Origin of the sequence: Plesiocystis pacifica SIR-1 (assembly GCF_000170895.1) — a bacterium.
In the GTDB taxonomy this organism is placed as follows: Bacteria; Myxococcota_A; Polyangia; order Nannocystales; family Nannocystaceae; genus Plesiocystis; species Plesiocystis pacifica.
The window spans coordinates 1-25078 of the sequence record NZ_ABCS01000031.1; the positions used below are offsets into that span (position 1 = coordinate 1).

30 protein-coding genes and 1 pseudogene are annotated in these 25078 nt (G+C 68.1%); 20 read left to right on the plus strand and 11 right to left on the minus strand.

All coding sequences use genetic code 11. The features are described 5' to 3' along the window. Nucleotides 1-320 (minus strand): annotated as a pseudogene (locus PPSIR1_RS17315) (hypothetical protein); the annotation flags it as partial. 14 nt (nt 321-334) lie between these two features. Between PPSIR1_RS17315 and PPSIR1_RS17320 the strand changes: the two are divergent. Continuing rightward, nucleotides 335-571 (plus strand): hypothetical protein, encoded by a 237-nt coding sequence (locus PPSIR1_RS17320; protein WP_006972402.1) that lies wholly within the window; start codon nt 335-337, stop codon nt 569-571. A 436-nt stretch (nt 572-1007) separates the two neighbouring features. Beyond that, nucleotides 1008-1526: a hypothetical protein gene (locus PPSIR1_RS17325; RefSeq protein WP_006972403.1), complete on the plus strand. Its 519-nt coding sequence runs from the start codon at nt 1008-1010 to the stop codon at nt 1524-1526. 8 nt (nt 1527-1534) lie between these two features. Here PPSIR1_RS17325 and PPSIR1_RS17330 read toward each other — a convergent pair whose 3' ends face one another. Further along, complete coding sequence (locus PPSIR1_RS17330) at nt 1535-3001, minus strand: serine/threonine protein kinase (RefSeq protein WP_157595652.1); 1467 nt, start codon at nt 2999-3001, stop codon at nt 1535-1537. A 137-nt stretch (nt 3002-3138) separates the two neighbouring features. Between PPSIR1_RS17330 and PPSIR1_RS17335 the strand changes: the two genes are divergently transcribed. After that, nucleotides 3139-3705: an RNA polymerase sigma factor gene (locus PPSIR1_RS17335; protein ID WP_157595653.1), complete on the plus strand. Its 567-nt coding sequence runs from the start codon at nt 3139-3141 to the stop codon at nt 3703-3705. Nucleotides 3706-3723: 18 nt separating this feature from the next. Here PPSIR1_RS17335 and PPSIR1_RS17340 read toward each other — a convergent pair whose 3' ends face one another. The 3 genes from PPSIR1_RS17340 to PPSIR1_RS17350 form a co-directional block, all read right to left on the minus strand. Then, nucleotides 3724-4068, minus strand: a complete 345-nt coding sequence (locus tag PPSIR1_RS17340) for a helix-turn-helix domain-containing protein (protein WP_045116223.1) — start codon at nt 4066-4068, stop codon at nt 3724-3726. Beyond that, the gene (locus tag PPSIR1_RS46180) at nt 4065-4538 is read right to left on the minus strand and encodes a hypothetical protein (protein WP_006972407.1); all 474 of its coding nucleotides are present in this window, start codon (nt 4536-4538) and stop codon (nt 4065-4067) included. Before PPSIR1_RS46180 ends, PPSIR1_RS17340 begins: the two co-directional genes overlap by 4 nt. A gap of 154 nt (nt 4539-4692) precedes the next feature. Further along, nucleotides 4693-4974 carry a hypothetical protein gene (locus PPSIR1_RS17350; RefSeq protein ID WP_006972408.1) on the minus strand — a complete coding sequence of 94 codons (282 nt, stop codon included), beginning with the start codon at nt 4972-4974 and terminating at the stop codon, nt 4693-4695. 264 nt (nt 4975-5238) lie between these two features. Here PPSIR1_RS17350 and PPSIR1_RS46185 point away from each other — a divergent pair, with 264 nt between their 5' ends. Next, nucleotides 5239-5580 (plus strand): helix-turn-helix domain-containing protein, encoded by a 342-nt coding sequence (locus PPSIR1_RS46185; protein ID WP_006972409.1) that lies wholly within the window; start codon nt 5239-5241, stop codon nt 5578-5580. Between the two features lies 1 nt (nt 5581). On the opposite strand, the gene PPSIR1_RS17360 is transcribed toward PPSIR1_RS46185, so the two are convergent. The 5 genes from PPSIR1_RS17360 to PPSIR1_RS17380 form a co-directional block, all read right to left on the minus strand. Continuing rightward, entirely contained in the window at nt 5582-5812 is a 231-nt protein-coding gene (locus tag PPSIR1_RS17360; protein WP_232296498.1) for a helix-turn-helix transcriptional regulator, read from the minus strand. A 69-nt stretch (nt 5813-5881) separates the two neighbouring features. Continuing rightward, a complete protein-coding gene (locus PPSIR1_RS17365) occupies nt 5882-6313 on the minus strand; it encodes a hypothetical protein (protein WP_006972411.1) in 432 nt (143 codons plus the stop codon). 12 nt (nt 6314-6325) lie between these two features. Next, nucleotides 6326-8305 carry a hypothetical protein gene (locus tag PPSIR1_RS17370; protein WP_006972412.1) on the minus strand — a complete coding sequence of 660 codons (1980 nt, stop codon included), beginning with the start codon at nt 8303-8305 and terminating at the stop codon, nt 6326-6328. 7 nt (nt 8306-8312) lie between these two features. Then, nucleotides 8313-8537 (minus strand): hypothetical protein, encoded by a 225-nt coding sequence (locus tag PPSIR1_RS17375; RefSeq protein ID WP_006972413.1) that lies wholly within the window; start codon nt 8535-8537, stop codon nt 8313-8315. Beyond that, the gene (locus tag PPSIR1_RS17380; protein ID WP_232296499.1) at nt 8524-9747 is read right to left on the minus strand and encodes a hypothetical protein; all 1224 of its coding nucleotides are present in this window, start codon (nt 9745-9747) and stop codon (nt 8524-8526) included. The genes PPSIR1_RS17375 and PPSIR1_RS17380 overlap by 14 nt, the downstream gene beginning before the upstream one ends. Nucleotides 9748-10031: 284 nt before the next feature. Between PPSIR1_RS17380 and PPSIR1_RS17385 the strand changes: the two genes are divergently transcribed. From PPSIR1_RS17385 to PPSIR1_RS17450, 14 genes are all read left to right on the plus strand, one after another. Continuing rightward, entirely contained in the window at nt 10032-10466 is a 435-nt protein-coding gene (locus PPSIR1_RS17385) for a hypothetical protein (RefSeq protein WP_157595654.1), read from the plus strand. Further along, on the plus strand, nt 10463-10702 hold the full coding sequence (locus tag PPSIR1_RS17390; protein ID WP_006971254.1) for a hypothetical protein: 240 nt from the start codon (nt 10463-10465) through the stop codon (nt 10700-10702). The genes PPSIR1_RS17385 and PPSIR1_RS17390 overlap by 4 nt, the downstream gene beginning before the upstream one ends. Before the next feature lie 56 nt (nt 10703-10758). Continuing rightward, nucleotides 10759-11364: a hypothetical protein gene (locus tag PPSIR1_RS17395; protein WP_006971255.1), complete on the plus strand. Its 606-nt coding sequence runs from the start codon at nt 10759-10761 to the stop codon at nt 11362-11364. 6 nt (nt 11365-11370) lie between these two features. Further along, nucleotides 11371-11778 carry a hypothetical protein gene (locus PPSIR1_RS17400; protein ID WP_006972416.1) on the plus strand — a complete coding sequence of 136 codons (408 nt, stop codon included), beginning with the start codon at nt 11371-11373 and terminating at the stop codon, nt 11776-11778. Beyond that, nucleotides 11753-12484 (plus strand): hypothetical protein, encoded by a 732-nt coding sequence (locus tag PPSIR1_RS17405; RefSeq protein WP_006972417.1) that lies wholly within the window; start codon nt 11753-11755, stop codon nt 12482-12484. Before PPSIR1_RS17400 ends, PPSIR1_RS17405 begins: the two co-directional genes overlap by 26 nt. After that, complete coding sequence (locus PPSIR1_RS17410) at nt 12481-12741, plus strand: peptidoglycan-binding domain-containing protein (RefSeq protein ID WP_006972418.1); 261 nt, start codon at nt 12481-12483, stop codon at nt 12739-12741. The genes PPSIR1_RS17405 and PPSIR1_RS17410 overlap by 4 nt, the downstream gene beginning before the upstream one ends. Beyond that, nucleotides 12734-13612, plus strand: coding sequence for a hypothetical protein (locus PPSIR1_RS17415; protein WP_006972419.1), 879 nt, complete (start codon nt 12734-12736; stop codon nt 13610-13612). The genes PPSIR1_RS17410 and PPSIR1_RS17415 overlap by 8 nt, the downstream gene beginning before the upstream one ends. 365 nt (nt 13613-13977) lie before the next feature. Then, nucleotides 13978-14379 (plus strand): hypothetical protein, encoded by a 402-nt coding sequence (locus PPSIR1_RS50200; protein ID WP_006972420.1) that lies wholly within the window; start codon nt 13978-13980, stop codon nt 14377-14379. Next, nucleotides 14376-14807, plus strand: coding sequence for a hypothetical protein (locus PPSIR1_RS17425; protein WP_006971261.1), 432 nt, complete (start codon nt 14376-14378; stop codon nt 14805-14807). Before PPSIR1_RS50200 ends, PPSIR1_RS17425 begins: the two co-directional genes overlap by 4 nt. Before the next feature lie 30 nt (nt 14808-14837). Beyond that, the gene (locus PPSIR1_RS17430; RefSeq protein WP_006972421.1) at nt 14838-15722 is read left to right on the plus strand and encodes a hypothetical protein; all 885 of its coding nucleotides are present in this window, start codon (nt 14838-14840) and stop codon (nt 15720-15722) included. A gap of 3 nt (nt 15723-15725) precedes the next feature. Beyond that, entirely contained in the window at nt 15726-19640 is a 3915-nt protein-coding gene (locus PPSIR1_RS46195; protein ID WP_198154532.1) for a hypothetical protein, read from the plus strand. Nucleotides 19641-19642: 2 nt separating this feature from the next. Further along, nucleotides 19643-20278 (plus strand): peptidoglycan recognition protein family protein, encoded by a 636-nt coding sequence (locus PPSIR1_RS17440; protein ID WP_006972422.1) that lies wholly within the window; start codon nt 19643-19645, stop codon nt 20276-20278. A gap of 19 nt (nt 20279-20297) precedes the next feature. Continuing rightward, the gene (locus PPSIR1_RS17445) at nt 20298-20600 is read left to right on the plus strand and encodes a hypothetical protein (RefSeq protein ID WP_006972423.1); all 303 of its coding nucleotides are present in this window, start codon (nt 20298-20300) and stop codon (nt 20598-20600) included. Nucleotides 20601-20602: 2 nt separating this feature from the next. Further along, nucleotides 20603-20791 carry a helix-turn-helix domain-containing protein gene (locus tag PPSIR1_RS17450; protein WP_006972424.1) on the plus strand — a complete coding sequence of 63 codons (189 nt, stop codon included), beginning with the start codon at nt 20603-20605 and terminating at the stop codon, nt 20789-20791. 593 nt (nt 20792-21384) lie between these two features. On the opposite strand, the gene PPSIR1_RS51265 is transcribed toward PPSIR1_RS17450, so the two are convergent. After that, a complete protein-coding gene (locus tag PPSIR1_RS51265; RefSeq protein WP_006972425.1) occupies nt 21385-22386 on the minus strand; it encodes a DNA-directed RNA polymerase beta' subunit in 1002 nt (333 codons plus the stop codon). 179 nt (nt 22387-22565) lie between these two features. Between PPSIR1_RS51265 and PPSIR1_RS49380 the strand changes: the two genes are divergently transcribed. Further along, complete coding sequence (locus PPSIR1_RS49380; protein WP_198154533.1) at nt 22566-23837, plus strand: hypothetical protein; 1272 nt, start codon at nt 22566-22568, stop codon at nt 23835-23837. A gap of 86 nt (nt 23838-23923) precedes the next feature. Beyond that, nucleotides 23924-25075 carry an alpha/beta hydrolase family protein gene (locus PPSIR1_RS17465; RefSeq protein ID WP_006972427.1) on the plus strand — a complete coding sequence of 384 codons (1152 nt, stop codon included), beginning with the start codon at nt 23924-23926 and terminating at the stop codon, nt 25073-25075. The last annotated feature ends 3 nt before the right edge of the window (nt 25076-25078 follow it).

The following is a 25078-nucleotide window of genomic DNA, read 5'->3' on the forward strand; positions in this document are numbered from 1 at the left end:
ATCTCGCCGGACACGGCCGCGGGCGGCTCGGGGGCGGGGGGCGGTGCGTCGGGGAGCTCCGCCACCTCGGTGGCGAAGGTCGACTCGGCCTCGGAGGTCTCGGTCGCAACCGCCGACTCGGGCGCGTCTGCGACGGCCTTCGTGGGCGTGGAAGCCTCGGCTGCCTCTACTGCATCGACGGCACCATCATCCGCGGCGGGCGGCTCAGGGCTATCCTGAGCGCCCTCCGTGGAGGCGTCGGTCGTCGGCGTGGAGGGGGTGGTGTCATCGGTGGAGGTGGGTTGGTCCGAGGTGGGCTCGGATCCGTTGGGCTCGGTCATCGAGTGGAACCTTCGTGGGCGCGAAGCTGCGCACGCGCTGCGGCGTCGTCCTCGAGGCGTTCGCGCTGTCGAGCGAAGACGTCGTCAATTCGCTCGAGCTGCTGCGCCACCGAGGGGCTCGCATCGTCACAGGCCGCGTGGGTTTCGCGGAGGAGGTGGGCAAAATCTTCGAGAGCCTCATGGTTGACCTCGTCGTCGGCGTTGCGTCGGAGTCGGTCGGACCCGAGCCAGGAGCGGCGCGACCACCGTGACCGAAATAGCCGACGACCATTGCAAAGTTGTCGGTGCGGCCGGCCAGGGCGTCGTAGAGAGCTGCGCCGATCGAGAGGGGAGGATCGGCAGCTTGCTGGCGCCGGCCAGGGTGAGTCATCAACACGCGGCCGGAGCCATCTCGTGGGAGCGAGTGGAGCACGGAGCGGGCCGAGCTCGGGACCCAGGGCGTGCGGGACGAGGAACGGACCTCGGATTCCGGGGCGGGCTTGACGCGCTTTGACTTGGCACGAGCACGAGGGTGCTTTGGGGGCGCCTTGGCCATGGGTGATGGTCACCGGGTACCGGCGATGTGCCAAGGTTTTTGGGGCTCGGTGATCGGCTCGGTTGTGGTCAAGATTGAAGCAACCTGGGAGCTCGCTGCCGTGAGGCGAGTGAACGGCTAGGCACCCGCAAACGCGGTGCTAGCGTCGATTCATGACACTCGCGAGTATTCTCACCATCATTTCAACCCTGGCCGCGGCCCCCGACCTGTGTGGGGCTCTACACCTCGACGCAGACGGCTCCCCCTACGTCGACGCCCTCGGGCAGGTCTTTCCGCGCTACTGCGAGCCGAGTGGACCAGACGCTCCTCGGCTGGACGAGGAGCTGTGCTGCGAGATCGACGAGGCCGCCGACGCGGCCGTTTGCGACTTGCCCGACCTCCTGGGGCGCTGCGTCACCGGCGAGCGCTACTACTGCGAGTTCGGGGAGGTGACCGAAGACGGAGCCAGTTGCTACCAGCCCTATGTCGACGCGTGCGACTTGGACTTGTGCCTCAGCTACAGCGGGCCCCCGCCAGAGGAGGCGAAGGCCGAGTTGCTGTGTTGCACGAGTCAGGGCTGTGAGCCGATCACTGCTGATGTTGCTGGGTGGTGCACGGATGTGGAGGGCTATGTCGCCTTGTGCCTCAACGGAGTCACGAACGAAGATGGAACCGTGACCTGCTTCCACTAGCGGCGGGCTCACTGGATCGCTCGGTGGTGCAAGGCCTGGGCATCTGTTGTCAGCTTGGTCAATGAGTCAGCGGAGTCACCCAGTTCGTCGCCAAGGACACTCGCAAGTGTGAGCGCTTCCTCGGCCAGCTTCTTGGCTTCCTCGGGATCGTCTTCGACGATCTTCTCACCACGAGCCAGCAAAGCCGCGCCCACCCGGAGCCCTTCTTGCCCGAAGGGCTCTTTGCGGGTCTTGCGCCGCTCGAGATCGGCCTCCCAAACCAGCAAGCCCTCCTGGCGCTTCCCGTCCCGGATTAGCACCACCGCCACATCCACCGCGGACTGCGCCGGCATGCTCACCTCCGCGACCTCGGCGAGCAGCTCGCTCGCCGGGGTTTGCCGCGTCCCCCACCACATCGCGCCGAGCGACAGCGCAAACGCGACCACCATCACCCCGAACATCAGCGGGGCGTGAAGCCACCGACGGTCCCGCAGCGGCTCCGCTCCGCCGGTCGACTGGGTCTCCTCGATCGCCTCGAGCAGCGCCGCCATGCTCTCGTGCCGGTCCCGAGGATCCGGCCGAAGCCCGCGCAGCAGCACCTGCTCCAGCGCGTCGGAGATCTCCCCGAGAGCAGGCTGCGAGCCCACCCGGGCCTCGCCGCGCTCGATCGCCTTCAACATCTCCTCGGCGGTCTTGCCCGCAAACGGCCAGGATCCCTGCAGGCCCGCCCACATCGACACGCAAGCCGAGTACTGATCTGACCGCTCATCTCCCCGCCGGCCTCGCAGTCGTTCCGGGGCCATGTAGACCAACGTGCCGCCCCGAGGCCGGCGCGGCTCCTCATCGCCGTCGGCGGAGTCCTCGACGGACAGCAGCTCCGCCACGCCAAAGTCGGCGACGAAGACCTCGCCCGTCTTCGCCACGAGAACATTCGACGGCTTGAAGTCCCCATGCAGCACGCCCGCTCGATGCGCTCCATCGAGCCCGCGGATCGCCGCCGAGAACACGCGGCACACCTCGCCGACGGTCACCCACTGCTCCAGCCAACGCCGACCGTTCATCCCGTCGACGTAGTCCATGACCATGTAGAAGTCGCCCTCGAAGGTGCCGAAGTCGTGGACCGCGATGATGTTGGGGTGGCGCAGCCGGGCGAGGATCATCGCCTCCCGACGCAGCACCTCTTGGCCAGCCTCGCTAACGTCGAGACACAACTTGATCGCCACCCTGCGCCCCAATTTGGGGTCCCAGCCCGCCACGACCATGCCCATGCCGCCGCGGCCGACGACCTCGTCGATGGCGTAGCGATCGATGTGAACGAGCTCGTGGCCTTCGTCACCTCTACGTCGGAAGAACACCGGGACCTCGATGCGCGAGCAGAGCTGCTGGAAGCGCTCCGAATTGGGAGAGAGCTCGGCGGGGGCGTGATCCGAGCTCTCGTAGCCCTCGAGATACTGCTCCGGGTGAAGCCAGTCGATCTCGTGGTCCTCGAGCTCCATGAGGCTCGTCTTCTTGTCCTCGGCGTCGCCCATCCTCGACGCTTCCGACCCTATCACCTCGGGTCCGCGAACACTCGAAGTCTCGACGTGTTCTTCGGGGCAGTCGCGAGCTTTGCGGTTTGGGTAGACTGCACGCGATGGGGGTCGACCGCCTGTACCGAGAGTTCGCTGGTGCACCCGCGAGTGTCCGTAAAGAGCGGGCGAAAGAGCGCCTGGGGAGGGCGATCAATGACCGGCTTCGGAACTACTTCAGGGCTCGCGTCGACGAGCAGCTCGTCGCCGACTTGGTCCAGGAGGCGAACGAGACCATCTGGACCCGGCTGGCGAGCTTTGAGCCCGTGCACGACCAAGCCCTCGAGCGGTGGATGCTGAGCATCGCGCGGATCTTGGTGCTGCGGGTGCGTTATCGCCGTGTACCCCGAGCTGCGCGGGTCATGGAGTTCGAGTCGGCCGAGTTCGCCAACCCGGCGACGGGTCCGAGCACGGCGCTGCGCCGACGGGAGCGGAGCCGCGTCCTCGAGAGTGAGCTCCGGCGGTTGGCGACGCCGCACCGGCTCGCGCTCGTGGACCAGCTCGCTGGTGGTGACGTGCAGTCGTTTGCTGCCCGTGAAGGCTTGCCCTCGGCGACCGTGCGTTCCCACCGACGACGGGGGCGAAGGTCCATGGAGGCTCGTGTGGCCAGGCGGATCCAGAGCCGCACTTGATGGGGGCCAACGGCTGACTTACTCAGCCGCTTCTTCCTCACGATCGAGCTGCCGAAAGAGTGCCCACAGAACCTGAAAACTGAGCTCTTGCTCCCCCGCGGACCGGCTCAGGATCAGATCGACAAGCTCACGGGCGAGGTCCCTCTCCCCGAGTTCCAAGGCCATGAAGAGCGTGCTCATCATCATGTCCAGCCCACGGCACAACTTCATGAGCGTGTCGAGGCTTGGAGAGAAGGAGCCATGCTCGAGCCGGCGGACCGTGTCGGTGGACAACCCCGAGCGCTCGGCCAAGACCTCCTGCGTCATCCCACGCGCCTTGCGGAGGCTCCGAACATGAGCCCCGAAGCGCCGCGCGGGGCTCAGGGTCGCCTCCGGCGGTAGCGGGTCGAGTTGGTCCTGCCCTTGCGCTCGACTTGCCCCGCGTTGACGAGGCGAGTGAGCGAGGCCTGGAGCTTCCACCGTGGGCCGCCGACCTGGTTTCGCAAGAAGCGGCCGTCGATCCAGCCCTGGTCCACGTCTGGGTCAGACATCGCTTCATCGAGGACCTCACGGACGAACTCGTCGAAGAGCTCGCCCGTCGCTTGCCGAGCAGCCTCGAGCCGCTCCAGGACCAGGCCTTTACTGTGGGCCCGCCTGCCAACGACAACTACTTCCTGCTCGCCACCAATTAGCTCCTCCAGACGGACCGCTCGGAGCGTCTGTGCGCGCTCGCCCCCCTGGACGACGTAGTCAACCAGCTCGCCGAGAGTCCAGCTCGGATGCTTGCGCAGGGCGCAGACCAGTACGTGGCGCTCGGTCTCGGCGACGAGAGGATCGAGGAGAGTCGTCGACATCAATGGTTCATCACCTGGGGCCGCCGACATGTTGCAGGGGTGTGGCCCCATGCTTGGTGAGTCTGTCTCATGCTTCATGCTCGCCATCGTGGCGAGTCGTGCACGCCGAGAACAGGTCAGCAATCCGGAGACTTGGCCTAATCGGTAACCACCGTCATTCGAGTTCGCGCTTCGCCCGGACTCGCCATGACCCGAGCGTCGAGCGGGGAACGTCCAGGAACTTGGCCGCGCGCCTGACCGAGCCTGCGTCGGAGATGATGCGCTCGAGCAAGATGGCCGTCATCCTCGCCCAAGTCGACAGCTGGACGGTGTAGGTGTCGCTAACGCCCACGGGGAAGTCGAGGGCGTTGTCGCCGTCGATGGCTCCGCGCTCAACGGCCTCGATCAGATCGCGGTAGGCCGCAGCCCCGGGGACGTAGCGCTCGGCGTGTCGCAATGGGGGACCATTGCGCGAGTCGTCGGCGGAGCACCAGGTCACGGATTAGTCCAAGCGGTGTAATTCGTGACGAGCCCTGTGGCGGTAAGGCTTGGAATGGTGTCGGCCAGGTCCGCGTAGGCGCTTGCTCCCGTTCCCTGCCATTGCTAGTTTGCTGTTCCTGGGAATGGCGCGGACAGCTGTCGCGTGTCCAACGGTCAGCCGCATGAACCAGCTAAGCTCTCGATGCCATCGAATGCCCGCGATGCTCCGCGGAGGGTCAACGTGCTGAGCCAGGACGAGCTCAGCAAGAGGGAGTTGACCCACGAGGAGCTCGGCGATCGCGTGCGAGAGCGGCGGCGAGAGCTCGGCCTGAGCCAGGAGAAGCTCGCTGAGAAGGCGCAGGTCTCGAAGGAGACGATCGGGCGACTCGAGCAGGGTGGTGGGACCCCCTCGCTCTTCACCGTCCGCAAGGTCGCGAACGCGCTGGGAGAGACCGTCTCTGCCCTGCTCGCGGGGCAGGCGGGCGATGAGGTCTCGGCGCTGGTGCAGGCGCTTCCCGAGTACGAGCAGCAGATCGCCTGCGTGATGGTCCGTGCACTGTCTGCGCACGTGAAGGCTCAGTGATTCAGTTGTAGTTGGGCTCGGCGAGGAGTTCGGACGACGTGACTCCAACCGCGTGGGCGATGCGGTGGACGAGGTCGAGGTCCGGGTCGAACTCGCCAGCGCAGATCGCTTGGAGTCGCTCCAGCGAGATACCCGCCGCGAGCGCCACGGCCTCGAGCGTCAGGTTCTGCTCGAAGGCGAAGCGGTGCAGGTTCGCAGCGAGCACCTCGTGGACAGGGCGGCGTTCGATCACGACACAGACGGTACACCGGTCCGTTGCTCGGCAGGCGGGCGGGGTTTGCGTGGCACAGTCACTGCTCGCTCAAGGCAGGCAGGCCTCGAAGCTGTCTCGCTGCGGAGAGTCCAGCCCCGAGCAGCTGGCTCGCGCGCTGTCGTAGTCACTGGTGCAGTCAGCGTTCCACCCCGCCACGCACCCGGCGTTGTCCTCGAGGCATGCCACGTAGGCATCTAGGGCATCGTTCATGCACCCGAGGTAGCCCTGAGCGTCGGCCTCATGACCATCGAGGGCGTTGGCGATGCAGGCGCGCTCGTCGACGTTGACGCCGCCAAGGGCATCGTCGCACTCGGCTCCCGTCTCGTACCCAAGCTCTTGTGGGCAGTCACACAGCAGGCCAACCGAGATGTTGTACAGGTCGCCGAAGTACTCGATCTCGCCGGAGATGTCGGGCGGGCTCTGACAGGAGAGCAGGACCAGGGGGAGCACGCAGACACGCGCGGCCAGGCGGGTGAGCATGGCCGAACGGTATCACGGCCGCCGCTTGTGCTTTTCCAGTTGATGGAGCCCCCAGAGCCCCGCAGCGGTCAGGGCGAACGCACCACCAGCGATGGCGCCGGGGCCTACGGCCTTCGATGTCTCCAGGAGCTCAGAAGTCTCTGAGGGTGAACCCTCACCGACCTGGCGAGGAGGCTTCGACCGGGCCAGGGACACCGCGCTGTCGAGGGGGGACCCGCTCGCTACCCGCGGCGGCTTGATCGCTCGGGGCGGCTTGAGCTTCGGTCGCAGTACTTCGTGACCGAGACCTGGGCTGCCTTGCAGCAGGGGATTGACGTTGGACACCTTGACCCCGGCCTGCTCGAGGGCCTGACGCATCTCGGGATCTGCGACTTGGCGCAGGTCCACGAGCACGCGCTTGGTCGACTGGACGAGGGCTCCCCTCGCCTCGGTGAAGGCGTCTCCGAGGCGGTTGCGCCGTACCCGACCATCACCATGGTAGAGCGCGCCCGCGCCGGGCGGGATATAGGCGACGTCGAGGTTGTCCAGGCCTTGAAGCTGCATCGCCCCGACGGTCTTGCAAAACGGCTTGATGAGCTGGGAGTAGATGCTCTCCGAGAACGACAGCTGGAAATGGCCCTCGCGCGGGTTGGCGATGAGCGCGGTCGGCATCGCGGGGTGTCGCCCGCCGACGTGGAGTTCGCCGTTGGTCTCATACGCGGTCATGAGCGTGGCCAGCCGTGAGAGGAGCCCGCGCCATCCAGGGGCGCGAACCCGGGTCCACTCCGACTGGACGAACAGCCAGAACTGTTCAAAGCAGCTCTTCCACGCTCGATCGATGGCCTCGACGTCGATGGTGTAGAGCAGCGGCCCCGGTTGGGCGATCGACTCCAGCAGCCCCGCGAGCAGCTTGTTGGTCGACGGGTAGAACGCCCCCACGTTCTCCCCGGGCGTGGTCACGTTCAGCGGCGCCCCGGCGTAGGCCCAGCCCAGACCCTGCGTCGGCCAGACGGACTCCGCCTTCACGCACATCCGGCAGTCCCGGCGTCCGTCGAAGGCCTCAGCCCGCATGTAGCAGGGCTTGTCCACGCCCTTGCACCGCAGGCTGTAGCGATCGACCGGCGTCCCGCGGGGCGTCTGATAGAAGCGATACGAAGCCTGGAGGACGCGCAGCATCGTCCGCGTGCCTGGCATGAACCCAAAGTTCGACCCGTCGCCGACGTCGAAGCGGTACTGCGTCTCCCCCCTCGGCCCGCGCGCCCGGCCGGGGTCGCCCTGCTGCGCCGCGATCCCGTTGGCCCGGTGCTGGAACTTCCACGCGACCCTTGGTTCGTATGCCGGCAGGTAGAGGCTCGTGTAGTCCGCGTTGGACGCGGCCTCGACCTTCCCGTCGGGGAAGACCACCCCGCCGTGGCCGCGCTGGCGGATCACCTCCATCACCCGGTTGACCTGCCACGTGTCCGTGGCCGGTTCCTCCGACTGCAAGGGCGGTAGGGCCACGTCCTTGGCCAGCTCGCTCGCCCGGTGCGCGGCAACGACATCCGCGGCCCAAACCGCCGCCGCGATCACCTGGGCCACGGTCTGGCCGATCATGTTGGTTTGCCCGGCGATCTGCTGGAGCGCCTGCACGCCCGCGTTCTTGAGCAGCTCTGTGACGAGCTCGGTGCCGTCGTCGACGTGCTGGAAGATGTCGATGACCGACCCAACGCTCGAGTAGACCTGCGCGACGGTGCGGCCGAGGGGGGCGCCCTTGATCGCCGGGACCCCGATCCGCGTGCCGATCTCGAACAGGCTGATCTGCGAGGTCGAGATCCAGTTCTTCCAGTCCGCGCTGGCGAAGGTGCGGAGCCCCAGCTCACCCGAGAGGCCGACCGCGGGGTCGAGGATCGAGTCGGCGAAGACCTCTTTGCCCGGGAGCTTACTCTCGAAGTGCAGCCAGTCCGTGCCTGGCGGGAAGATGGGAAGGTGCCGGTTGGCGTGGTTGAGGTAGGTAGCGTCGGGGCGCAAGAGCATGATCGACTCAGGTGGGCTCGGGGTCAGGGTTGGCTTGGGGCTCGTTCGCCGGCCTGGGGTCTCGCCGCCCGGGTCCGGTCTGGACGACGCGCACGCGCTCTCCAGACCGCGGGCGCCCGACGAGGTCGAAGTCGCCGAACAGCTCCCGGGCACAGTTCTCCCGGGTGAGCTCGTCGAAGCCCAGCTCGCGGTAGAGCTGCCGGCGCAAGGCCTGGCGCTCAGAAGGGGTCATCGCCCGCCTCGGGGTAGCTGGCCATGCGGTGCGTGGCGAGGCGGCCGACGATGTAGCGCGCGGCGAGCTGCTGCTCGGCGTCGGCGACGTCGCGGAACTGGTCGCTGTTGAACAGGGGGATCAGCCGGGCGATGTGCTCGAGGGCGTCGCGCTCGGCCTCGAAGGCCGCGCCCTTGTCGAGCAGCGCCCGCATGGCCCCCGCGGCCTTCTCGTTTCCGTTCCACAGCTGGAGGAGCTGGCGCGGGTTGAGGGTGTGGAACAAGAAGATCATCGCCTGCTGGGCGGACCCGAAGGTCGGGAAGACGGTCAGGTCTCGCTGGGCCATCAGCTCGACGACGCGGTTGGCGAAGGGCACCAGCTCGCCCATGAAGGCGTCGAAGGCCATCTTCCCGGTCTCGAGGGCCATGGCCACGCGCTGGGTCTTCTCGCCCTCGGCGAAGGCCTTGGCCCGGAGCTCGGTCTGGCCCGAGGAGTCGGCACGCAGCCGCTCGACCTGCTCGCGCTGGTACTCGGTCGCGTCCTTGAACAGTTCGCTGGCCTTGTTGATGAGGCGGGGGCCAGCCTCGATTGTCTCCTGGACGGCCGCGAAGGTCTGCTGGGCGGAGACCAGAGCATCCGCCGCGACCTGGAAGGACTTGTCGCGCTCGGCATAGGACTTGTCGCGCTCTTCGATGTGGCGATCGAACATCGCGTTGAGGCGGGACTCGAACAGGCGCTCGGACTGGTAGTGCCGAAAGGCGTCGCGCGAGGCTCCGATGTGAGAGGCCTCGAGTTCATCCTCGACGGCCGAAGTGCTGGACTGGGCGAGCGGACGGCAGCGCTTGCCGTCCCCAAACAGGACGTCCCCACCTTCGTCATAGCCGATGAGTTTGAAGTCGCAGGGGATGTCGAGGGTGCTCGCCCACAGCTTGGCGAGAGACCAGAACTGGGCGGTGGTCTGTTCGGCCTTCAGGCGCAGACCCGAGGGGGGCAGATCGGGGTCGTGCTCCCATTCGAGGCGGGTCCCGTCGAGCTCCTCATCCCCCTCTAGGGTCGCTTCTTCAGGCAGTGGCGCCTGATTGGGGATGAGCGCCCGGTAGCTGGCCCGACCGCAGCGCCACTGCAACAGAAGGACCGCGAGGACGGGGTCATACTCGGCGATCTGGTCGGACCACTTCGCGGGAGGGGGCGGGTACTCGTAGATGGCAGCGCTCATATCGAGCGAAACCATGGTGGCGCTTTTCCGAGATGGCAAGCGGAAAGAGCCAACAATCTCGATTCACCACATATGGCTCGCCGTTTTGGACTCCAACGTTGCACGAGCTTGGACGCAAACTTGGCCCCGTTGCATGCAAGTTGGCCTCTGGGCGCCCAATTTGGGTCCATCTTGGCTGCAACGATGCACGCCGCGTTGCATGCAAATACAAACTCTCGACCGTAGTCGAGGCCAGCTAATCGCATGACCTTACCTCGCGGCCAGTTGGCAAATGACGCGACTTGGTCCACGGTGGACGCATGTCGATTCATCAACTCGCCGCGGACTCGAGTCCGGGGGCCATGGCCGCGCTCGACCAGGCGCTGCCCGAGGTCGTCGACCTCGAGAACCGGCTCCAGGCCCAGAACTTCGCCCACAAGTGCCTCCGGGAGACGGAGGAAGACGCCCGCCGACAGGTCGAGGAGGCCCGCCTCGACCGGATCGAGCACATCGCCACGGAGACCCTCGAGGTGTTCAGCTCGATCGGGGCCGGGGCGCTGTCGTGCTGGACGGTGGGCCCCAAGCAGGTCCCCGTGGGCGGCCTGGTCAACGGCCTGCTCGGCACCGGCGCGAAGATCGGGTGCCTGCTCAACCCCAATCAGCGCGCCCTTCGGTCGGCCTGTCGCGTGGGCAAGTCGATGCTCCAGACCCAGCTGGGCATCACCACCCGCCGCATCGTGCGAGGTGAGCTGTGAGCGGCGAGGAGACGACGACCCGCGGCGAGCAGCGTGAGCTCGAGCGGCGAAAGGCCAAGCAGGGCGGCCGAGCTCGCCGAGCGGGGCTCTTGCTCGACAAGCAGGCCAAGGAGCGCGCCCGCCAGGACGCCCTCGAAGACCAGCAGGGCCGCCTCGAGGGCCGCGTGGCCGAGCTCGAGCGGCGCATCAACAGCCACGCCACCCGCCTGGCCGCCCTCGAAGAGCCGGCCACCTGAGCGGGCCCAACCCATCCACCCAACTGACCCCCAACTGACGACCAGAGATTCAGACCATGCTCATCGGACCCAGCAACCTCAACACCCTGCTCCCGCGCGCGCCCGGAGGCCCCTACGGACTCGAAGCCGCCCAGGACTCGATCCAACGCAACCTGCCCTGCGCGGGCGAGTTCTCGATCGGCTACATCGTGCCCTTCGAGGTCGAGATTCCCGTGCCGGCCGGTGGCCGCAAGCGCCACGAGGTCAAGCCCAACGAGCGGCTGTTGCCGGTCGCCATGGTGGCCTACCTGTCGGGGCCGGACATCCGCATCGAGGCGATCACCCGCCGCGATGATCGGGACGCAGGCCTGACCGGCACGGGCATCACGACCACCCGCGACCCCGACACCTTCGACTGGGAGCCGCTCAAGACCCCCTTCAACCCCTTCCCGCCGGACATCGGCCCCGTCGACAGCTCCAAGGGGTTCACGATCGAGGTCTCGAACCTCACGGGCTCCGACAGCCAGATGTTCCAGGCGACCTTCTTCGGGGCGATCGGCGGCTACGCGGGCCTGCGCTACCTCAAGGAGCACCTGGGCCTGTCCGACTCGCTCTACGGCCAGCTGCGCAGCTGGCTCAGCTCGTCGGGGATCCGGCCCGAGGACTCGGGCAGCAAGGGCTGAGCGCGGATGTTTCGCTTCCCCACCGAGCTCGTCGGCGAGCACTTGGTGAGCGAGGCCGCGGTGTTCTTCACCGAGGCCCTGGCCAAGCTCAACGCCCGACAGTTCATCCGCGAGGCCCCCGAGGACTCGCCTTGCTGCGCGCGCTGTGCCGGCTGCGAACTCGACACCGACAGCGCGCTGCAAGACGCCAAGCGCCTGCTCGAGACCCGCGTCGGGCACCCGGTGAGCATCGTCGCCTACTCCATGGGCCGCGAGCTGTCCCAGGGCGTGGCGTGCCGCCCGGTGCTCGTCGAGGGCGACCGCCTGGCTTACCAGCGGGAGGACGGTTCGATCGTCGATCCCGTCTCGAAGTTCGAAGCCCCCGAAGAAAGTTGCTGCTGTGGACGACATGACGACGCTGAAGAGCACGGATGACTGGGCCGCGAACGTGATCACCCAGGACGACGACCCCGAGGCCACGCTCGAGAGCAACGCCCCGGCGCAGGCCCTCGCCCGAGTCGAGGTCAAAGAACGGGGGCTGACCACCGGGCAAAAGGTCGGGATCGGCGTGGGCGTGGGCGCGACGGCTGCCGTAGGCCTCGCCGCCTTTGGCCTGGTCCGGCTTGGTCGCAGCCGAGGTTGGTTCATCAACGACACGATCGTCATCGATGACGACGACGGCGGCAGCAAGAGCGGTGGCGGCAAGTCGGGCGGCAACAAGTCGAGCGGGGGCAAGTCGAGCTCGGGCAAGCGCGCCACGGGCAAGCCCCCGAACATCAGCAAGGACCCCGAGGGCTACAACACGACGCGCTTCAAGAGCCCGGGGCCGGTCCGGCTGACCATGAACGCGCTGGGCTACAAGGTCGCGTTCAACGACGAGACCCTCGTCCCCAACAACAAGCCCCACCCACAGGTCTCGCGCTTTCAAGGCGACTGGAACCGCGTCATCAAGGCGATCGACTCGGGCAAGCTCGAGCTCCCCAGCGAGCCGCGGGACAAGGCCTCGCTGGCCTTTTATCGCGGGCTGCTCCTCGTCGACGGCATCCCCGGGAAGAACACGCTCAACGCCCTCGAGATCGTGTTCAGGAACTGGTTCGCCAACAAGTTGATCTGGTCCCAGATGGTCAAGGAGGCCCAATGAACGCGCGCAAACTGACGCCGCAGCAGCGCCTGCGCAAGCTCGGCTACACCACCTCGGCCGCGGGGATCCGCGAGTTCCAGGCCGACTTCAACCGCTTCGCCGCACAGCCCCTGTTGCGCACGGGGGTTCTCGACGCGGAGACGATCGAGGCGCTCGAACTGGCCTACTGCTCCCGGGAGGTGTTTGAGGATCTGCGGGACAGCCGGGACCTTCAGCGCAACCGCCAGCAACGGGGCGGGAGGCACTCCGATGGCTGATCAGCCGATCATCGCGTTCATCCGCCCCGAGTTCGCGCTCGGGTCTCTGAAGGTGACCGAGCCCCCCGAGAGCGCGAACGTGCCCGGGCTCGACTTGGGTCCCAGCGGTCCGCACCAACTCGACGACGAGTTCGAGGAGGGAGAGGCGATCGTCGATCCGCCCAGCCCGCCCAGTCCGCCCGGCCCGCCCACTATGGGCACGGCCCGGCCCCCGGAGATCGCCGCGGACAAGCACTACACGCAGGTCCTCGACACCCTGTGGGCGGAGTTCGACGACCCCGAGGAGCAGACGGCGGCGCGGCTCAACGCGCTGCTCGAAGAGGTCGCCGAGGAGGCGCGGAAGGTCCACCTGCTCGCCCAGGACATCTGGGACAAGCTCCCGGACTACAAGGTCGCCGACAGCGAGCGCGAGCGCTACCACGCCGAGTTCCTCGCCTACCTCAAGCGCCTGCACGCCTACTCCAACACCCTTGAGGAGCTGAGCCCCGAAAGCACGGCCACCCAGTCGGTGTTCGTCGGCCTGGTCAAGCGGCGCCAGGGGGCGGGGCCAGTCCCGGACGCGATCATGCACATGTACTTCGCGCAGCAGCTCGGAATCCTCGCCGACCACAGTAAGGAGATGAGCGACGGCTTCACCGGTCGGGTGGTCGATGCCTTGGCCCTGGCCCACACGGTGACCGCCGAGGCGATCCAGGACGCCGCCGAAGAAACGGGCGAGGTCGTCGAGGGGGTGATCAACTCGGTCAAGGGGCCGTGGTGGAAGACGATCGGCAAGCCGTGGCTGATCGCCGCGGGGGTCACCGCGGGGGGTCTTGCGCTCGGGGGCACCGTCCTCGGGGCGGTCGTGGCCTCGCGCAAGGTGAGGCGGTGAGGGCATGAGCTCGCTGCGGACACAGCTCGAGCCCACCGTGCCGCGCTGGGTGTGGTGGACCCTCGGCGCGGTCGCGGTGGGCGGCCTCGCGGGCACGGCCCTGCTCGTGTCCCAGGCCCCGCCCTACCCGCCGCTACCTGGCCCGGACCGGCGCGCCCCCGGAGCTCGAGGCCCTCGCGGCGATCCAGCGTTACACGGAGAGCCGCGGCAACGCCAAGGCGGGTCTCGGTCGGCCCGAGCTCTTCCCCAGCTGGGCCGAGCCCCGCAACGCCCGGCGCGAGGTCCAGGTCCACGAGTCCGACGCCGCCGCGATCGCCTACGACCGCAACGAGAGCGCCTACCTCGAGTCGCCCTTTCCGCGGCGCATGTGGATCTTCGGCAGCGGCGGGCCCTACGGGATGATCCCCGCCAACGCGCTGGCGCCGTGGCGGGGGACGGACGCCCTGCGCCGGGGCAAGGTCACGCCCTACGACGTCTTTCACCCGTGGCGCTCGACGGTGTTCTTCGTCGACTACGTGTTTCGTCTGGTCAACCGTCGGGAGTTCCGCGAGCTCCCGCCGCAGCACCGGACGATCCTCGCGCTCAAGCGCGGCCTGGCCTCGCCCAAGCTCGTCGCTGACGCCAACGAGGACAACCCGCGCTCGCGCACCAGCCGGCGCAACGCGACCGAGGCGGCCCTGGCCCTGGGCCTGTCCGAGGACGTGCTCTACACCAAGGTCCCCCTGGCCTGGCCCGACTACCTCGGCGCTGCGGAGCTGGTGCCGTGACCACGGTCTGCCGCAGCACGGTTCGGCGCTTCGACGGGGACGGCTCCCCGACGTGGCACTTCGCCGTGCTGCCCCGCGATGCTCGAGGGCTGCGCTTCGTCGCCTGGACCGCGCTGTCGCGGACCACCGGGCGCTACCTTCCCCGTCGGCGCGCGCCGATCGTCACCGTCGCTTGGGTCCCCGCGGAGCGCATCCCGGACGAGAGCAGCGACGCGGCGACGATCGAGGCCGCGCTGGCCAACCCTGATCACGTCCCGCTGATCGTCCCGAGTCGCCGCGCCGTCGCAGCGGCCTTCGTGAGCGACGACGGCGCGGCCTTCCCCGTGGTGGGCATCAAGGGTCGGCCCATGACCCTCGTTGCCCGCGTCGAGGCCGTCGAGGCCGGCAGCCACGGACAGATGACCTTTGGCTGGGAGCTCGATCGCTGAGCCCCAGCCACCACCTTTGAGGAGGAACTCATGAACACCATGAAAGTCGTCGGCTTTGTCGCCGCCGGGGTGGGCCTCGCCGCGTTGGTCGGCGGGGGCATCTGGCTGTGGCGCCGGCACAAGGCCAAGCAGACCAAGCCTGAGCGGGAGCCCAAGATCGGGCCGACCCCGAGCAAGCCGCCCCGCGATCCCTACGCCAATGATGACGACGGCGAGGACGAGGAGCCCACGCCCAAGCACTGGGCGACGAAGGGGCACTACATCAGCCAGGACGAGCTCGACGACGAGCTCACCAAGGAGTTGATCGAGATGTTCCCGGGGGACTTCACGCCCAACGATGAGGTGCTCGACAACCTCACCCAAGAGGACGTGGTGATCGTCGCCGTCGAGAGCGAGCCCTCGGGCCCCTACGAGAACACGCGGCAAGAGTTCGTGACGGCCAAGGTGCTGAGCGTCGAGAAGACGATGATCCGCGCGCGGATCCAGGGGCCGATCGCCCACGCCGAGCACCACGGCAGCCACGCGGGGCACGGGTTCCGGGTTGGGAAGCTGATCGAGGTCCCGCGCTCGAAGGTGCTGGTCGCGGCTCGGGATGGATCTCCAAAAAAGACGGGCTACGGGAGTCGAGGCAAGCCGGCCGCGACCTTTACCCCGAGCTCGAAGACCAAGGAGACCTACCACGTGCAGCCGGGCACGCCCTATGACCTGGTGCTGCCCTATCGGACCAAGGAGCTGGCCTGGTACCAGGACCGGGAGCTCGTCAAGATGATCCACATCGGATCCAAGGGGCCGCTCGAGCAGGTGATGTTCACCGAGGACTCGCTCCGCGGGGACGTGGCGATCCGGGCGCTGGACGAGGACCCCGAGCACGGGACGATCTTCGTGGCGCGCTGGGACTTCGAGATCGAGGCCTGAGCGATGAAGATCGAGGCGCGACAGCTCCGCGTCGCTGACGTGGTGCGGATCCCCGGCGACGGGGAGCGAGAGATTCGCAAGGTTCAGGCGGAGGGGGACCGGGTTCGGGTCTGGTTCCGACAAGCCGATGGGGGCGTCGCGGCCAAGCCGGATCGGAGCTGGGAGGTCGGCAAGGCGCTGGAGATCCAGCGACCGGGGAGCTTGTTTGGCGAGGAGACCGCGCAAGAGGCCAAGGCTGACCTGGTGCTGCGCTACAGCGTCGACGGGGGCGTGCTCTTGTGTGGCGACACGAAGACGCACAAGGACGTCATCAAGGCCCTGCGCTCGCCGTACCGCTTCCGTTACTCGCCCAACTTGCCCACGGGCTGTGGGTGGTACGTCCAGCGAACCCGGGGGACGCAGCAGCCGCGGGCGAAGATCGAGGCCGTGGCGGCGCAGCTGCGGGGCCGGGGGGTCTCGGTGGCGGTCGAGTATGTAGAGGCGGGCACGAGCTCGGGCAAGAAGCCAGCGCTCGACATCGCCACCCTCGCGGCCTCGCACGGTATCCGGCCCGGAGATCGTCACCCAGACTTCCCGAAGCTCCGGGCAGCCTTCGAGGACGCCGAGTGTCAGGGGGTGGGGGCCAAGCTCCGAGCGTGGCTCAACAAGCATCGCCTGCTCCGCGCCGGAGAGGGCACCGAGGTGTTGGCCCGCGTCCGGGGCAAGCTCGCGTTCGAGTCCGGGGCCTGGCCCCCGGCTCCCGAGCGCGGCGAGACCTACGGCCGCGCGGAGTTCGGGGGGATCTTGCGCAGCATCGACGAGGACCCTCGGGTTGTGGCGGTCACCGAGTTCGCGCGCACGTGGAGGACCCAGCTCGAACAGGCCACGAAAGGCCATGTGCGGGATTGGTACTCGCGTTCGACCCTCGACGCCCGCGTCCGGGACTCGCCCTGGCAGATCCGGCGCAACTACGAAGGGCGGGCCTTTGAGGGGCTCCTCGGCAAGAACGAGCCCGCGACTCCAGCGCTGGCGAAGAAAGCCCACGCCGAGATCCTTGCGCGCCTCGAGGACTGGGACGAGCGCATGCGCTTGGCCCTCGACCCGACGCTCTATGACGGCTCGCGCCGGGCCGAGGAGGTCTACACGCAGCTGTGTCGGATCGAGACCTCCGTGGCCCAGCGAGTGCTGTGGGACATCTACGACGTCCGCTTTCCCGAGCGCGATGACGCCTCGCGGCTGTGCACGGGGGTCCTGAGCCTCGACAAACTCGAGGACAAGGCCGACGCCGACGACCGCGAGCGCGAGGCTCGGCACGCGAGGCAGAAGCTGGCGCGGCAGGCCGACGCTCGGGCCTTGCTCGAGGTCGTGCGCGAAGCGAAGAGCAAGGGCGAGCTGACGGAGCGTCGCTTCAACCTGGCGTACTGGCGCCTGCACCCCGAGCTGTCGAGCTACGACCGCGAGAACCGGCGACTGAAGGTCTATTGGGTCAAGGGGTTCTCCTCGGCTCAGCGTGGGGTCGCGCCCGCGGGGCGCAAGACCAAGGTCAAGCTGCGTGGACCCAAGGACCACGGCTTCTTCGCCGAGGGGCAGTACGCCAGCGAGGGCGACGCGATCGCGGCGCTCTTGGCCACCGTTCGGGAGGATACTGGCCAACCATCCGCGCCCAAGACCAAGAGCGCCGCGAAACCCAAGCCACCCAAGCATCCCCGAGCGAAGACCATGGCCAAGACGAGCCCCGAGATCCCGAAGAAGATCCAAGAACTCAACCAGGCCTGGGTCGCGCATCGCAAGAAGAGCTCGACGGTCTCGATTCGGTACTGGAAGAACATCCCGAAGACCTCGTGCTTTGTCCGCGAGGAGGGCGACGTCTCCGTGACGCTGTGCCCGGCGATCCAAAAACACGCCGTGGGCACCTGCCCGCCGTCGATGGCCGGGCTCAACAACAAGTCGCGCTCGTTCATGCTCTGCCAGGTCGACGAGGACCCGGAGTTCTTCCCCAAGGCAGGCGGCGGGATCGCAGACGCGACCGCTGAGGCCCGCAACGCGGTGACGCGCAGCCGTGTGGGCAAGAGTAAGGCCGAAGGTCGCCCCGAGTTCATCCCGGCCGCCGATGACTTCGAGGCACAGCAGTACTGGTTGTCTCGGGTCGTGCCCACCGGCGTCATCTACGAGCGCGACAAGCCCTTTCGCTTGCACGGGGTCACCCTGGCACCGCCTGCGGTCATCACCGCGGACGGCAAGGAGACCCCGATCAGCCGCTGGAGCGGAGCGCTGCCCGAGGGCGCCAAGATCGAGCCCCGGGTGAGGGCCATGGAAGACATGTCCATGGCCAGGCTGGTCGAGCGCCTCGGCGAGGACCTGCACGTCTACGCTGGCGCTGTTGCTCCTTCGACCGTGGGGCACGTACTCGCCAAGATCCCCAACAAGGTTCGGCCTCGCCTCGCCAAGCAAGGGCTGAGCGTCGCGGACGTCCAGCACGGACGGTTCAGCGGGCGCTCCGTCTATTGGCTCACGGATCCGGTCGAGGGCGTGACCTACGGGCCCGTCAACGCGCGGGGCAAGGCCGTGACGGCGAAGTCGATCCTCAAGCACTTCACGGCGAAGAAGGGGACGACGCTGGAGCTGGTCAGGCTGCCCAAGGGCATGAGCCTCGACGAGACGATCCTCGTGGCGATGGTGCTCAAGGGGCGACGCGGCTGGCTCGCGTGGAGCCGCAAGACGAAAGAGAGCCATTTCAAGGCCTTGGGCGAGCCCTGGGAGCTGCGTGGGACGTTGCCGCTGCGCACGGAGTGGAAGGCCAAGGGGGGCTTTGACGACTTCATGCACCGCATGGGGGCGACGCTGCTCGACCGCCTCGGAGATGACGAGACAGCGGCGTTTCGTGTGGCTGGGCCGTGGCTGGGGGCGCTCTTTCCTTCGGACTACGACAGCGCGCGGGTCACCTTTGACGCTCCGACGGGAGGGAACCTCGACGTGGCGCGGGTCGAGGCCGAGTACGCGGAGTACCTCGAGCTCGCGCAGCGGCACCCAAAGAACATCTCCCTCGCGCGGCTGGCGAAGCTCGGGCCCAAACGCGTGAAGTGGGCGAAGCAGTGGCGGCGGCGAGAGGTGCAGGCAGCGAAGCGGGCCGAGCGGGAGGCCGCGGCAGCGGAGAAGACCATGAACAAGAGCAGCAAGAAGGGGTCGAAGACGAGCAGGAAGTCGACCGCGGCGAAGAAGCCCACCGCAGCGAAGAAGTCGACCACGGCGAAGAAGCCGACGGCTGCGAAGAAGCCGACGGCGGCGAAGAAGCCGACGGCGGTGAAGAAGCCGACGGCGGCGAAGAAGTCGACGGCGGCGAAGAAGCCGACGGCGGCGAAGAAGCCGACGGCGGCGAAGAAGCCGACCGCGGCAAAGAAGGCCACCGCGGCGAAGAAGTCGACCACGGCGAAGAAGTCGACCACGGCGAAGAAGTCGACCGCGGTGAAGAAGCCGACCGCGGCGAAGATGCCCACCGCGGCGAAGAAGTCGACCAGGGCGAAGAAGTCGACCACGGCGAAGAAGTCGACCACGGCGAAGAAGTCGACCACGGCGAAGAAGTCGACCAGGGCGAAGAAGTCGGCCGCTAGCAGTCGCGGCGCGCTCAAGCTCGAGCGCAAGGATCTCGTCCGCTTCCGCAAGCGCTCCCAGATCGCGGCGGGTCTGGGGATCCGCGAGTCCGTCGTCCTCGAGGTCCAGATGATCGAGACGAACAACGGCCGCACCTCCGCCGTACTCAAGCTCCCCAAGGGCCGCAACGACGCATACATCCGCGTCCCCGTCGGTCACCTCGCGCTCGTCCAGCGCCACAACCCGCTCCCCGACGACGCGATCGCCTGCGCCGCCAAGCTCTCGCGCTTCCCGGGCCTGGTCACCAAGAAGACCCGCCGCATCCTCGCCGAGATGGCTGAGAGGTCCTGACGATGATCGCCGTGCTGATCGGCCTGTCCCCCGTGCTCGCCTTCGGGGCCTTCGCCCTGGTCACGCATGTCCGGGCGAATCGGCTGACGATCCTCGACATGACCGCAGACACGCCGGAGAGCAAGCGGTCCAAGCGACGCGTCCCCGTCGACGCGGTCGTGCTTCACCAGATGTCCTTTTCCCGGGGGAGCGACCCGACCCGCTACCGCAAGGTCACCGCGCACTTCATCGTCCTGCCTGATGGGACCGTCGCTCAACTCCACCCCATGAGCGCGCGCTTGTCGGCCTCGGACGGCTTCAACTCGCGCTCGGTGGCGATCGAGTTCGCGGGCAACCTCCAGTCGGCCAAGGGCACGTGGTGGAAGCCCGACGTCTACGGCCGCGACGTGCTCACGCCGGCGCAGGCAGAGTCGGGTCGTCTGCTGCTTCGCCGGCTGCGAGCTGCAGGCATTCGCCAGGTCTACGCCCATCGGCAGAGCTCAGCCTCCCGGGGGAATGATCCGGGCCCAGAGATCTGGGCCGCCGTCGGCCAGTGGGGCATCGACGTCCTCGGCATGAGCGACGGCGGTCACGACTACGCGATCGACTCCGGGAGCCCGGTCCCCAGCGCTTGGCGCACCTACTCCGTCCACACCTGAACCATCGAGGAAGATCACCATGCAACCCAACCTGACCCCGTCCCAACTGTTCATGGAAGGCCTCGAGCAGCACTGCGCTGAAGTTGTGGCCGAAGCCGATGATCCCGAGTTCGCCGCCATGGTCGCGGAGTTCATGCGAGAGGTGCGCGACTACTGCTTGGACACGGGAGACTGGACGAGCGACTCGGAAGAGCACTTCGCCGTCCTCTTCGGGTGTCTCGCCAAGTTTGTCTGGACCAGCGTCGCGCACATGCGGACAGGAGCGTTCGAAGCGCCATATGAGCTCTCAGAGATCCTCGCACCCCATCGGGAGCGCTCCTAGCCATGAACCCGCGAGCCGCGAGCTTGCCTGAGTACCTCAAGGCCGAGGAGCTCGCGGCGCTGTTGAGAGTCAGCCGCAAGACGATCTACGAAGCGGTCGCGCGCGGTGAGATCCCGGGGGTGTTGCGTGTTGGACGGTTGATCCGCTTCCGGCGTGACGCCGTGCTCGAGTGGCTCGCCGACACGGGTTGAAGCTCGAGCTCCCCCTCACGAGGTGCAAGAAGCCGGCCTCGCTGAATCAGCGAGGCCGGCTTCTTCGTGTCGCAGCACATGTGCTGTCGTTGTGCTGCGAGTCTGCGGTTCCACCGTGGAAGAGGTGGACGAGAGGGATAGAGAGGGATCTGGGGAAAGGCCTGTCTTTTCGGCGGGTTGCGGGCCAAGATCCCGACATCGTTCAGGTTCTCCGCACCCCGGGTTAAAGATTGACAGTCTCTGATAAGAAACTGACCACTCGGTAGTCAGCGAGGGCTCGCTTCATCCTTGGTAGGCCGAAGCCTCGCTTCGGTGACGGCTGATCTGAGTCGTGGACGTGGGGCAGGGAGGGCGTGGCATCGTCCACGACGGCTAAAATCGTCAGAGACTGTGATTTACTCACAGTCTCTGAGTCGTGGACGTGGGGCAGGGAGGGCGTGGCGTCGTCCACGACGGCTAAACTAGACAGAGGGTCGGGCAAAACTCGTTTTGGCCGACCCTCTGAGTCGTGGACGTGGGGCAGGGAGGGCGTGGCATCGTCCACGACGGCTAAAATCGTCAGAGACTGTGAGTTGCTCACAGTCTCTGAGCCGTCAAAAGTCGTACTCGTCTTCGTCGTCGAGCAGCGGCGCCGAGGCAGGGCGGGGGAGCCCGTCCGCGCCTCGGCCCAACAGCGCGGGGATCGAGGGCAGCCCGAGGGCGTCGAGGCGCGCCCGAGCTGCGGCGCCCAGCGATCGAAGCGCCCGCCCGCGGATCTTCAGGGGCTCCGGCAACACCTCGTTGTGGACCAGGGCGTCGACGGCCCCCTGCAAAAAGCGGTACTCGTTGTGCAAGATGATCGCCGGGGCCTCGAGCTCGACCAGGCGGCGCAGGCGGTTGTTGCGGTTGACGATGCGCCGGTAGTGGTCGTTGAGGTCGGAGCTCGTCACGCGCCCGTCGTTGCCGACCTCGACGGGGCGGAGGCCCGCGGGCAGCACGGGCAAGACCGCGAGGGTCAGGTCCGTCGGGGTCAGGTACTCGGCCAGGGGCGCGAGGGCGTCGTCGGCGAACATGCGCTGCATGTCGACGCTGGCCAGGGCGTCGTGGATGGCCCGGCCGCCGAGGGTGTCGACCTCGGCGTCGCGGTCGATGCGGCCAACGCCGAGGAAGCGGGCGGCGCCTTCGCCCAGGGCGCCGAGCTGCTCGAGATCGAGGCCGAGCAAGCGCGCGATGGCGGGGGCGAAGAGCGGGTGGACGACGGGGGCGACGAGCTCGACGTGGGCCATGCGCTCGCGCCGGACCGCGCTCGGCAGCACCTCGACGCCGCACTTTTCGCAGGTCGTCCCGCGGTGGCGCTCGCCCTGGTACTTGCCGCACAGGCAGCGCAGGTCCTCGGTCGGCCCGAAGATGCGCGCGCAGTGCAGGCCGCCGCGCTCGGGCTTGCGGGTGCGGGCGTTGATGGTCTCGGGCTTCTCGACCTCGCCGCGGGAGCGGGCGCGGATCTGGGCGGGTCCCATGAGCCGGGCGCGGGAGTCCTCGCCGCGGACGAAGAGCTCGACGCCGAGGGCCAGGAGCTCGGGGACCGCCGCGTCGACGAATTCGCCGCTTTCGTCCATGGCGCGATGCTAGCAGTCGCCCACCCCGGCCGCTCCGGGACCCATGATCCACGAAAGCATCGTCCACGGACTCAGCTGGCGTTGAACCCGTGGGCGGCTGTCTTTCTCGGTAGGGGCTGGGCGCCGATCTTCGCGGTCTCGAGAACCCATCGCGCCTGCGAGCCGTTAGCGGCCCCTCGATGCTCGTCGAAGTACGCGTGAGCTACCGGGGCACGACCCTCGACGTCATCCACCTCCGCGGCCGCGGGAGCTTCGCCATCGGCGAGAGCCCCGCGGCCGACCTGATCCTCGGCATCGGGAGCGATCGCCTCGAGGTGGTTCGCGTCGAGGGGGGACGGGTCTTTGTTCTGGGTGTGGGCGAGTGCGGCGCGAAGGGGGCGACCCTCGACTTCGACGAGGTGCGCGTCGAGGTCCGCCCCACGAGCGAGGCGCGGCTCGAGCGGAGCATCTCCGTGGCTCCGAGGACCCCAGAAGATAGGGGCTTCGCCGCCAGCCTCCTGGGCGTGCTCACCCTCGCCCTGACCTTCGCGGGCCTCATGCGAGCCACGCCGTCCCTCGAATTCATCGCGGCCGAGGCGTCGGAGCCTCGCTACACCCGCTACCTCGCCCCCGTGGACCGGCCGATCCCCGAGGCCATGAAGCTTCCCCCGCCGCCTCCACCACCTCCGCCGCCTCCGCCCATCTGCGAGCCCGGCAAGGTCGGGCAGGGCGGTCCGACGAAGGGCAAGGTCACCCGCGAGCGAGCGTCTGAGCGCGAGGGACGTGGCGGGACTCCTGGGCGACCGGGGCGGCCCGAGCCCCGGCGCGGTGCGAAGACGCGAGGCTTCGACCCCGAGCTGGCGCGACGCAACGCGGGGATCCTCGGCGCCCTCGCCGAGGAGCGGGGACACTTCTCGGCGAGCCCCTACGCGGGCAGCTTCGCCGTGGGGCACGACGACACCCTCTGGGAGGGGCTCGTGGGGACCGGGGGAGGGGGCGGCGCGGGCGGCCTGGGGCTGATCGGGACCGGCCGCGGAGGCGGAGGCACGGGCAGCGGCACGATCGGGCTGGGCAACACCGGGCTGATCGGCAAGGGCGGCGGTGGGTCGGGGAAGGGCTGCCGAAAGTGTCGCTCGCGTCGAAGCAAACGCCACGAGCTGCGCCTGGCTCGGACTCACGCGAGCGGTCACTACGACTCCACGGCGATCCGGCGTCAGACCAAGGCGCGGCTCCGCGGGCTGAACGCGTGCTTGAGCACGGCGGTGTCCAAGTCCAGGGACGACTCCCTGCGCGGGACCGTCGACCTGAGCTACACCATCGGCCACGACGGCGAGGTCCGGGGTGTGCTCGTCGATCACAGCCCGAGCCCGAGCTTGAGCCGCTGCATCACCCAGGACGCTCGGAGCTGGCGCTACGCGAAGGCCCCGGCGCCGACGATCGTCAACCAGCGCTTCGAGATCAAGGTCCAGTGAGGGTACGGGGACTCCATGCGTGGATGCATGGAGGCCCAACGAGATTCCGCGTACCGAGCGACCGCGGCCCGCACTACTCCAAGGGCATGACCCGCCCCTGGACCTTCGGTCTCCTGCTTCCCCTGGCCCTCACCGCGTGCGCTGGACCCGACGCCGAGTCTCCCGATTCGTGCGAACCCAACTGCGACGCCGCCTTCGTCGACGCGGGGGACCACGCCGTTGGCTACCAGGTCGTGAACGCCGAGGGCCTGGAGATCAAGGCCTGGTACCCGACCACCGTCGAGGCCGGGGCGATCGACTACTCGATCACGATCAAGCTCCCAGGCTGGCCCGCCGAGCCGGCCACGATCCGCGGCGAGGCCGCCCTCGACGCCCCGATCGCCGACGGCGGCCCGTATCCGCTCGTGGTCCTCTCGCACGGCTTCTCGGGCAACCCCGAGTGGTACCGGACCCTCGCCGAGCACCTCGCCTCCCACGGCTTCTTCGTGCTCGCGCCCGAGCACGCCGAGTCCGACTGGTTCACCGACGTCGTGCCCGCGACGCTAAGCCGCCCGGCCGAGGTCAGCGCGACCCTCGACTTCGCCGAGGCGGGGGCCTTCGCCAGCCACATCGACACTGAGGCCGTCGCCGTCGTCGGCCACTCCTACGGCGGCTACACGGCCCTCGCCCTCGCGGGCGCCCAGATGGACCTCGAGGGCTTCGCCGAGCGCTGCGAAGGGGTCGAAGACGAGTTCAGCGCGGCGTACTTTTGTACGACCTTCCTCGACCAGCAAGACGCCCTCGCTGGCGCGCCCTCGCTCGCCGACCCCCGCGTCGACGCCGTCGTCTCCCTCGCTGGCGACGCCTACCTATTCGGCCCCAGCGGCCTGGAGGCGGTCACCATCCCGGTCATGGCCCTGGGCGGCACCGCGGACACCGGCACGCCGTGGGACTGGGGAACGCAGCTGACCTTCGACCACGTGAGCAGCAGCGAGCGCTACCTCGTCGGGCTCGAGGGCGGGGAGCACTTCCTCCCGATGACCGACTGCGAAGACCAGCCCTGGACGGCGGCCCTGCCCGCGTTCGAGCAGGGCTACATCTGCAGCGATCCGGCGTGGGACAAACGCGACGCCCTCGACACCGTGCACCACTTCACGGCCGCCTTCCTGGGGGCGACGCTGCGGGGCGACGCCGCGGCCATCGAAGCCCTCGACGCCGCGCACTACGAAGGCGCGCCGATGCTGCGCTACGCCCGGTGAGTT

Excerpts from the sequence above, each read along its gene's own strand:
- PPSIR1_RS17325 (WP_006972403.1), top strand. The coding sequence starts at position 1,008 with ATGACACTCGCGAGTATTCTCACCATCATTTCAACCCTGGCCGCGGCC.
- PPSIR1_RS17330 (WP_157595652.1), bottom strand. The coding sequence starts at position 3,001 with ATGGAGCTCGAGGACCACGAGATCGACTGGCTTCACCCGGAGCAGTAT.
- PPSIR1_RS17335 (WP_157595653.1), top strand. The coding sequence starts at position 3,139 with ATGGGGGTCGACCGCCTGTACCGAGAGTTCGCTGGTGCACCCGCGAGT.
- PPSIR1_RS46180 (WP_006972407.1), bottom strand. The coding sequence starts at position 4,538 with ATGTCGACGACTCTCCTCGATCCTCTCGTCGCCGAGACCGAGCGCCAC.
- PPSIR1_RS17365 (WP_006972411.1), bottom strand. The coding sequence starts at position 6,313 with ATGCTCACCCGCCTGGCCGCGCGTGTCTGCGTGCTCCCCCTGGTCCTG.
- PPSIR1_RS17370 (WP_006972412.1), bottom strand. The coding sequence starts at position 8,305 with ATGCTCTTGCGCCCCGACGCTACCTACCTCAACCACGCCAACCGGCAC.
- PPSIR1_RS17375 (WP_006972413.1), bottom strand. The coding sequence starts at position 8,537 with ATGACCCCTTCTGAGCGCCAGGCCTTGCGCCGGCAGCTCTACCGCGAG.
- PPSIR1_RS17380 (WP_232296499.1), bottom strand. The coding sequence starts at position 9,747 with ATGGTTTCGCTCGATATGAGCGCTGCCATCTACGAGTACCCGCCCCCT.
- PPSIR1_RS17385 (WP_157595654.1), top strand. The coding sequence starts at position 10,032 with ATGTCGATTCATCAACTCGCCGCGGACTCGAGTCCGGGGGCCATGGCC.
- PPSIR1_RS17395 (WP_006971255.1), top strand. The coding sequence starts at position 10,759 with ATGCTCATCGGACCCAGCAACCTCAACACCCTGCTCCCGCGCGCGCCC.
- PPSIR1_RS17400 (WP_006972416.1), top strand. The coding sequence starts at position 11,371 with ATGTTTCGCTTCCCCACCGAGCTCGTCGGCGAGCACTTGGTGAGCGAG.
- PPSIR1_RS17405 (WP_006972417.1), top strand. The coding sequence starts at position 11,753 with ATGACGACGCTGAAGAGCACGGATGACTGGGCCGCGAACGTGATCACC.
- PPSIR1_RS17410 (WP_006972418.1), top strand. The coding sequence starts at position 12,481 with ATGAACGCGCGCAAACTGACGCCGCAGCAGCGCCTGCGCAAGCTCGGC.
- PPSIR1_RS17415 (WP_006972419.1), top strand. The coding sequence starts at position 12,734 with ATGGCTGATCAGCCGATCATCGCGTTCATCCGCCCCGAGTTCGCGCTC.
- PPSIR1_RS50200 (WP_006972420.1), top strand. The coding sequence starts at position 13,978 with ATGTGGATCTTCGGCAGCGGCGGGCCCTACGGGATGATCCCCGCCAAC.
- PPSIR1_RS17430 (WP_006972421.1), top strand. The coding sequence starts at position 14,838 with ATGAACACCATGAAAGTCGTCGGCTTTGTCGCCGCCGGGGTGGGCCTC.
- PPSIR1_RS46195 (WP_198154532.1), top strand. The coding sequence starts at position 15,726 with ATGAAGATCGAGGCGCGACAGCTCCGCGTCGCTGACGTGGTGCGGATC.
- PPSIR1_RS17440 (WP_006972422.1), top strand. The coding sequence starts at position 19,643 with ATGATCGCCGTGCTGATCGGCCTGTCCCCCGTGCTCGCCTTCGGGGCC.
- PPSIR1_RS17445 (WP_006972423.1), top strand. The coding sequence starts at position 20,298 with ATGCAACCCAACCTGACCCCGTCCCAACTGTTCATGGAAGGCCTCGAG.
- PPSIR1_RS17450 (WP_006972424.1), top strand. The coding sequence starts at position 20,603 with ATGAACCCGCGAGCCGCGAGCTTGCCTGAGTACCTCAAGGCCGAGGAG.
- PPSIR1_RS51265 (WP_006972425.1), bottom strand. The coding sequence starts at position 22,386 with ATGGACGAAAGCGGCGAATTCGTCGACGCGGCGGTCCCCGAGCTCCTG.
- PPSIR1_RS49380 (WP_198154533.1), top strand. The coding sequence starts at position 22,566 with ATGCTCGTCGAAGTACGCGTGAGCTACCGGGGCACGACCCTCGACGTC.
- PPSIR1_RS17465 (WP_006972427.1), top strand. The coding sequence starts at position 23,924 with ATGACCCGCCCCTGGACCTTCGGTCTCCTGCTTCCCCTGGCCCTCACC.